Annotated in this window: 6 protein-coding genes and 1 pseudogene; 3 read left to right on the top strand and 4 right to left on the bottom strand. The window is 58.3% G+C overall.

Features of this window, described 5'->3' with window-relative positions:
- Nucleotides 1-391: pseudogene (locus tag DHN12_RS06870) on the bottom strand (NAD(P)(+) transhydrogenase (Re/Si-specific) subunit alpha); the annotation flags it as partial.
- Nucleotides 392-518: 127 nt separating this feature from the next.
- Nucleotides 519-968, bottom strand: a complete 450-nt coding sequence (locus DHN12_RS06865) for an isoprenylcysteine carboxylmethyltransferase family protein (RefSeq protein ID WP_108859478.1) — start codon at nt 966-968, stop codon at nt 519-521.
- 217 nt (nt 969-1185) lie between these two features.
- Here DHN12_RS06865 and kynU point away from each other — a divergent pair, with 217 nt between their 5' ends.
- A complete protein-coding gene (gene kynU / locus DHN12_RS06860; protein ID WP_108859477.1) occupies nt 1186-2379 on the top strand; it encodes a kynureninase in 1194 nt (397 codons plus the stop codon).
- Here the strand turns inward: kynU and DHN12_RS06855 are convergent.
- The gene (locus DHN12_RS06855; protein WP_108859476.1) at nt 2372-2950 is read right to left on the bottom strand and encodes a TetR/AcrR family transcriptional regulator; all 579 of its coding nucleotides are present in this window, start codon (nt 2948-2950) and stop codon (nt 2372-2374) included. The genes kynU and DHN12_RS06855 overlap by 8 nt on opposite strands.
- A 99-nt stretch (nt 2951-3049) precedes the next feature.
- On the opposite strand from DHN12_RS06855, the gene DHN12_RS06850 reads away from it, so the two are divergent.
- Both DHN12_RS06850 and DHN12_RS06845 read left to right on the top strand, forming a co-directional pair.
- A complete protein-coding gene (locus DHN12_RS06850) occupies nt 3050-3514 on the top strand; it encodes a (2Fe-2S)-binding protein (RefSeq protein WP_108859475.1) in 465 nt (154 codons plus the stop codon).
- A gap of 3 nt (nt 3515-3517) precedes the next feature.
- Nucleotides 3518-5758 carry a xanthine dehydrogenase family protein molybdopterin-binding subunit gene (locus DHN12_RS06845; protein WP_108859474.1) on the top strand — a complete coding sequence of 747 codons (2241 nt, stop codon included), beginning with the start codon at nt 3518-3520 and terminating at the stop codon, nt 5756-5758.
- Nucleotides 5759-5804: 46 nt separating this feature from the next.
- On the opposite strand, the gene DHN12_RS06840 is transcribed toward DHN12_RS06845, so the two are convergent.
- A complete protein-coding gene (locus tag DHN12_RS06840) occupies nt 5805-6584 on the bottom strand; it encodes a gamma-glutamyl-gamma-aminobutyrate hydrolase family protein (protein ID WP_108859473.1) in 780 nt (259 codons plus the stop codon).
- Nucleotides 6585-6787: the final 203 nt, after the last annotated feature.

Genomic DNA, 6787 nt, shown 5'->3' with positions numbered 1-6787 from the left:
CATCCATCTTCTGCGCGCGGCTGATCCGCGGCACCATTTCCATGGCGATGACATTGGCACCCTTGGCCTTGGCCGCTTCCATCCCCCCTTCATTCCCCGCAGGGTTGAAGAAGGAAATCAACGTCTTACCCTTGGTCAGACGCTTCAGCTCAGCCTCGTTCGGCTGACGCACCTTGGCAACAATGTCGGCCTGCTTCCACAGCGACGCAGCCGTCTTGACGACCTCAACCCCCGCTGCCTCATACGACGCATCCGAAAACCCGGCCGCAGCACCAGCACCCTTCTCAATCAGACACTCATAGCCCAACTTCTGAAGCTGCAACGCAGACTCTGGCGTCATCGCAACACGGTTTTCACCGTCAAAATTCTCTCTCGGTGTGCCTATCTTCACTGGCAGTCCCCCTAATTTTCACTCTGACCGAGCGGGTGGTCGGTATTGTTTGTTAAGCAAAGGTGTATCCTGCGCAACATTATTTCGCAAGCGCAGCATAATTACGTTGTGTCATTACCACATCACTTCATATCCATCGGCGGGTTTGGCGTTCATATCGGGCAAAGTCGGCGCGAAAAGTTCTGCGTAAACGGTACTCTTCGGGCATGATGAAACGACGTTCCAAAAGCCACACGAAAATCGGGATCAGAACCAGTGATGCAACCGCATCAAACCTTAGTATCAGGCCGGACAAGATCAGCACATCGCCAACGTATATGGGGTTTCGGCTACGCTTGAAGATCCCGGATTGCACCAGCGATGTAGGCGTTTCATGCGGAATGAACGTGGTGCGATGACGGCGAAACTCGGCCGCGGCCAGGACGATCAGGACGATGCCGCCGCCGATCAGAACACCGCTGAGCAAATCAACAAACCCATGGTCGAGCGACAGCCCCATCGGCATATGCCGCGCCTGCAGCCATGCCAGCACCGCAAAGCCCAGCAACCACACCGGAGGGACGTCGATTTTTCGCATGTCAGGCAATCTTTCATATCCGGGCGGGACAAAGTGTCGCTTTTGCCCGATGACCTACCGCTTTTCGCTGGAAATAGCAAAATCACAGTTGGTCGCAGCCGTGCAATCGGCGCGCGTCCGGACATGGTTGCAGAGAGGGTCTTCGATGATGGACAGCCGCTTTTGGATCAGATAGCCATTTTGCATCAACAATTGCCCACACAATGATGAGAAAAAGATGACCGACTTTGCCGCGACAAAAGCCATGTTCAACCTTCCTCAAGGCGTCGTTTATCTGGACGGAAACTCGCTTGGACCGTTGCCCCGCGCCGCCAGAGATCGGGTCAGTGACATGATGGTTCAGGAATGGGGGCAAATGCTGATCACCGGCTGGAACAAGGCAGGCTGGATGGCGATGCCGACCGGTTTGGGTGATCGCATCGGACGGCTGATTGGCGCAGAACCTGGCAGTATCGTCACCGGCGACACCCTGTCGATCAAGGTCTACCAGGCCGTTGCTTCAGCGCTGGAATTGTGCCCGGATCGCAAGGTCGTACTTTCGGACAGCGGTAACTTTCCCTCCGACCTCTATATGGTGGATGGCCTGCTTCGCTCACTCGGGCCGGAATATGAACTGCGCGTCGTCGCACCGGAAGACGTGGCTGACAATGTGACCGAGGATGTGGCCGTTTTGATGCTGACTGAGGTGGATTACCGCTCGGGCCGGATCCACGACATGAAGGCATTGACAGAACTTGCGCATGCACACGGCACAGTGACAGTCTGGGACCTGGCCCATTCAGCCGGTGCGATTCCCGTCGATTTGGCGACATGCAATGCTGATTTCGCGGTTGGTTGCACCTATAAATACCTGAACGGCGGGCCGGGTGCGCCCGCATTCATCTATGTCGCCCCGCGCCTGACGGAACAGGTGCGCCCCGCATTGTCCGGTTGGTTGGGACACGAGTCGCCTTTTGCCTTTGATCTGGACTATCGCGCTGGCAACGGGATCGAAAGAATGCGTGTCGGTACGCCTCCGATCCTTCAGATGGTCGCCCTATCCGCGGCGATGGACATATGGGATATGGCTGACATGCAGGACGTGCGGACCAAATCCATTGAATTGACCGAGTTGTTCATCAAACGTGTCGAAGCCGCCTGCCCCGATCTGCAACTGGCAAGCCCGCGTAATCCTGCCCAGCGCGGCAGTCAGGTGTCTTTCCGATTTGCCGACGGTTATGCCGCCATGCAGGCCCTGATTGCCCACGGTGTGATTGGAGACTTCCGCGCGCCTGACATCATGCGGTTTGGCTTCACGCCGCTGTACATTGATGAGCAGGATGTTGAAAATGCAGTCGGAATCTTGGCGGACATCATGCAGAACCGCCTGTGGGACGCACCAGAATTCAAGGTGCGCCAGAGCGTTACCTGACTTCTAGCCCGGCTCCTACCAGAGCGGCAAACTGGGCAACACGGGTTTCATATTCTTGCGCGCCAATAGCGCTTGCCTTCAGCCCTTTCAGAGTGGCCGTTATCGTTTTGGCCGTCTCGCCTGCCTCCATCTGCAACCTGACTCGCCCAGCCTGATCTTCGCGCTTCAGCCACTCGGCATATAGGCGCGCCAGCTTAGCCTCGCCTTGCGATATGATTTCTGACGACATGGATTTGGTCGTATCCAACATTTCAAGCCCATGTGGGGATGCAAGGATGGTCGCCATCCCTTCGGTTTGAGCTTGAACCGCGCCCTTGAAAATGTCCGAAACCGAGCCCGGTTTGGTCAGCGCCGCGGCCACTGCAACGCTTTTCGCTGCATAGTAGAGCTCGGTTAGTTTAGTGACGATCGCCTCTTTATTTTTGAAATGCAGATACACCGCGGGACGGGACATCCCTGCGCCCTGCGCTATGTCATCCATCGAGGTCTTGCGGAATCCATAAGTCGCGAAAGCCCGAAACGCCGAGTCCAGGATCGCCTGTTGCCGTGTATCGTCTGCTACGTCTGCCATCCTTGAACTGGTGACAGTTTCTGTTCATTTTGTCAATTGACACACTGACACTTTTCATCAATTATGTCAGAAACCAGCCACAGCTACGAGAGGTGCGCCATGGCGACCGCCCTTAAGATCAACGGAAAGCAACATCAGGTTGACCTGCCCGATGACGTCCCCCTGCTTTGGGTTCTACGGGATGAGGTCGGCTTGACTGGCACCAAATTCGGCTGCGGCGTGGCCGCTTGCGGGGCGTGCACCGTGCACATTGATGGCGAGGCGATACGCTCATGCCAAGTGGCCCTGTCGGATGTCTGGGGCGATGTGACCACAATTGAAGGGATCGGCACCCCAGACGCGATGGCCGCAATTCAGCAGGCTTGGGTCGATCATCAGGTGGCGCAATGCGGTTTTTGCCAGTCGGGCCAGATCATGCAGGCCGCAGCGCTGCTGGCAGAAAACCCTGCGCCTTCGGATACCGATATCGACGATGCCATGCAGGGCAATTTGTGCCGCTGTGGCACCTACCCCCGCATCCGCGCTGCAATTCACGACGCGGCATCCAAGCTGAAAGAGGCATAAACGATGGCATCTGTTGGAAAAATCCTCCGTCGTACGTTCTTGATCGGCTCGGCCGCGATTGTCGGCGGCGTGGCATTCGGCGCCTATTACGTCAGCCGCCCGGCCGCCAATCCGCTGAAGCCTGCTGAGGGCGAAACCGCACTCAGCCCCTTTGTTCTGATTGATCAGCAAGGCGTCACCCTGTTCGCCCCTCGCGCCGAGATGGGGCAAGGCGTCAGGACCACTTGGGCAGCCTTGATCGCCGAAGAACTGGATGTGGAACTAAACCAGATCCGCGTTCTGCACGGCCCCGCGGCAGCGGCCTATTACAACTCGGCCCTGGTTGGTGAGGGATTGCCGAACAAGGGTTATGACATCTCGGACTTCCAGCACAATCTGGGTGAGGCTCTGGGCGTTCTTGGCAGGACGCTGAGCTTGCAGGTGACCGGTGGTTCGACCTCGATGAAAGATGGCTTCGAGCGTATGCGCGAAGCGGGTGCGACCGCGCGCGAAACGCTGAAACAGGCCGCTGCCGACCGTCTGGGCGTGGATCGTGCGCAACTGAAAACCGAGAATGGTGCTGTAATCGCGCCGGACGGGACGCGCATTCCTTATACTGAGCTTGCCGAGGCTGCCGGCCAGATTGAACCGCCGGAAGTCGAACTGCGCGACCCGTCCAACTGGCGCTTGTTGGGGCGGAGCTTGCCGCGTGTGGATGTGGTCGGCAAATCCACCGGAACGGCTGAGTTCGGGATCGATGTGCGCCCCGAGGGTCTGAAATTTGCCTCGGTCCGGATCAATCCCAAGCTGGGCGGCGAGATGAAGGGTTTTGATGCCAGCGCAGCCGAGCAGATGCCGGGCGTGGAAAAGGTGGTTGATCTGGGCAATGGCGTGGCTGTGATTGCCAGCAACACGTGGCTGGCCATTCAGGCCGTCGAGGCGATTGACGTAGATTGGGGCGACGCCCCCTACCCGCCGGAAACCGACGCCATTTTCTCCGAAATTGCCAATGCATTCGACGCGTCCCCCAATTCGACCATGCGCGATGACGGGGATGTTGACACTCTGCCCGACGGCGCCACCGAAATCACGGCCGAATATACGGTGCCCTATCTGGCCCATTCCACGATGGAGCCGATGAACGCCACAGCGCTGTTCACGGGATCGGCGCTGGAATTGTGGTGCGGCAATCAGGCCCCGACGCTTGTCCAAATACGCGCGGCCAATACCGCCAACCTGGACAAAGACGCCGTTCAAATCCACACTACCTATCTGGGTGGAGGGTTTGGCCGCCGGGGTGAGCTGGACTTTGGCGAGATCGCCACAAAGGTAGCGATGGCCATGCCCGGCGTTCCTGTTCAGACCACCTGGAGCCGCGAAGAAGACATGCGCCACGACTACTATCGCCCCGGCGCGATGGCTCGGATGCGGGGCGCAGTCAAAGACGGCCAAGCCGTTCTGATTGACGGCAAGGTCGCAGCGCAATCCTGCACGCAACAAGCGGTTCAGCGCTATACTGGCTTGCCGGCTGGCGGCCCTGACAAAGTGCTGGTCGAAGGGTTTTTTAACCAACCCTACGCGGTGCCCAACTATCGCATGAGCGGGCACAGCGCCGATCTGGATATTCCCGTCGGCTTCTGGCGTTCAGTCGGAAACAGCCACAATGGATTCTTCCATGAGACATTCATGGACGAGATGGCCCATGCCGCAGGTCGTGACCCGCTGGAGTTCCGATTGGAATTGGCCAAGGCCGAGCACGCGCCATCGGCAGGCTGCCTTCAGGCCGTGAAAGAGATGTCCGGCTGGACCGGAGAAACCCCTGACGGTGTCGGCCGCGGTGTGGCGATGACCTATAGCTTTGGCACGCCGGTCGCTCAGGTGATCGAGGTCGTCGACGAAGATGGCACCATCCGTATCGCCAAAGCCTGGATCGCCTGTGACGTCGGTCTGGCACTGGACCCCGGCACAGTCGAGGCGCAGATGTTCGGTGGCATGATCTATGGCCTGTCGGCGGCCGTGATGGGTGAGATCACATTCTCGGACGGTGAGGTCGAACAGTACAACTTCCCCGACTACGACGCTCTGCGGATGCACAATGCTCCGGTGACACAGGTGAAAATTCTGGAAACGAACCACCACATGGGTGGCGTTGGCGAACCGGGGACACCCCCGTCCATGCCCGCGCTCGGCAATGCCCTGTTCGACCTGACGGGTGAGCGCGCCCGCACTCTGCCTTTGATCAATCAGTTCAATCTGCTGGTTTGATCGCGCTGCGCCGGTCCGAACCCTCTCTCTCGGATCGGCGCAGGACTTACGCGGATTGTTGGACCAACGCCCTATCCGAACCGGTTGCCCATGCATGTACAGCAGCACCGAACGCCTTGAATAAAGGGCGGGACACGGGATCATTTTCAGCATCCCATTCCGGGTGCCATTGCACTGACAACGTGAATCCGGGCGCGTCCTGAATATAAATTGCCTCGGGCGTTCCATCGGGTGCTTGACCATCAATCACAACTCGACGCCCAACCGATTTGATCCCTTGCCCGTGCAAGGTGTTCGTCATCACTTCGGCCGCGCCCATCAAGCGGTGGAATACACCGCCTTCGTTCAGCGCAACGACATGACGCAGGGCAAATTTCTCTTCCAGAGTCCCATCGGGCGGCATGCGGTGGTTCATCCGACCCGGCAGATCGCGAATTTCCGGGTACAGTGTCCCGCCCATCGCCACGTTGACCTCTTGGAACCCTCGACAAATGCCAAAGAAGGGCTGCCCACGCTCTACACAGGATCGCACCAGCGGCAGGGTAATAGCATCGCGCGCCCGGTCGAACTCGCCATGGGCCTCGGTCGCGGACTCGCCGTATTCCTCGGGGTGGACATTCGGGCGCCCGCCGGTCAGCAGAAATCCGTCGCAGACCTCAAGCAGCTCATCGACCGAGACATAGCGCGGATCGGCTGGGATCAGCAGCGGCAGACAGTCCGAAACATTGGCAACCGCGTCTGAGTTCATCGTGCCACCGGCATGGGTCGGATATTGATCATTCATCAAGTACGAGTTGCCGATGATACCGACGACGGGTCGAGACATGCTGCGTTCCTGCGTTTTCTGTTTGCTTTCCAAAAACTATCGACCGCAAGAACAGCGCGCAATAGCACAGGCCCTGCGTGTCAGCGCAAGCTCTTGTTCAACTGTGCACATGATGGAATATGAACGCGCTTTGTCTGGTAATTTGGCCATTGCCCGTTTTTGTGGCTGTGCACGAACATCGCATTGGGTCAGAGAGCCCAAAA

It is taken from the genome of Ruegeria sp. Alg231-54, assembly GCF_900143525.1.
Classification (GTDB): domain Bacteria; phylum Pseudomonadota; class Alphaproteobacteria; order Rhodobacterales; family Rhodobacteraceae; genus Ruegeria.
The sequence above is the reverse complement of the archived record's forward strand: the minus strand, read 5'-3'. Positions and strand labels throughout refer to the sequence as shown.

Coding starts and splice junctions, on each gene's coding strand:
- DHN12_RS06865 (WP_108859478.1), bottom strand. CDS start 968: ATGCGAAAAATCGACGTCCCTCCGGTGTGGTTGCTGGGCTTTGCGGTG.
- kynU (WP_108859477.1), top strand. CDS start 1,186: ATGACCGACTTTGCCGCGACAAAAGCCATGTTCAACCTTCCTCAAGGC.
- DHN12_RS06855 (WP_108859476.1), bottom strand. CDS start 2,950: ATGGCAGACGTAGCAGACGATACACGGCAACAGGCGATCCTGGACTCG.
- DHN12_RS06850 (WP_108859475.1), top strand. CDS start 3,050: ATGGCGACCGCCCTTAAGATCAACGGAAAGCAACATCAGGTTGACCTG.
- DHN12_RS06845 (WP_108859474.1), top strand. CDS start 3,518: ATGGCATCTGTTGGAAAAATCCTCCGTCGTACGTTCTTGATCGGCTCG.
- DHN12_RS06840 (WP_108859473.1), bottom strand. CDS start 6,584: ATGTCTCGACCCGTCGTCGGTATCATCGGCAACTCGTACTTGATGAAT.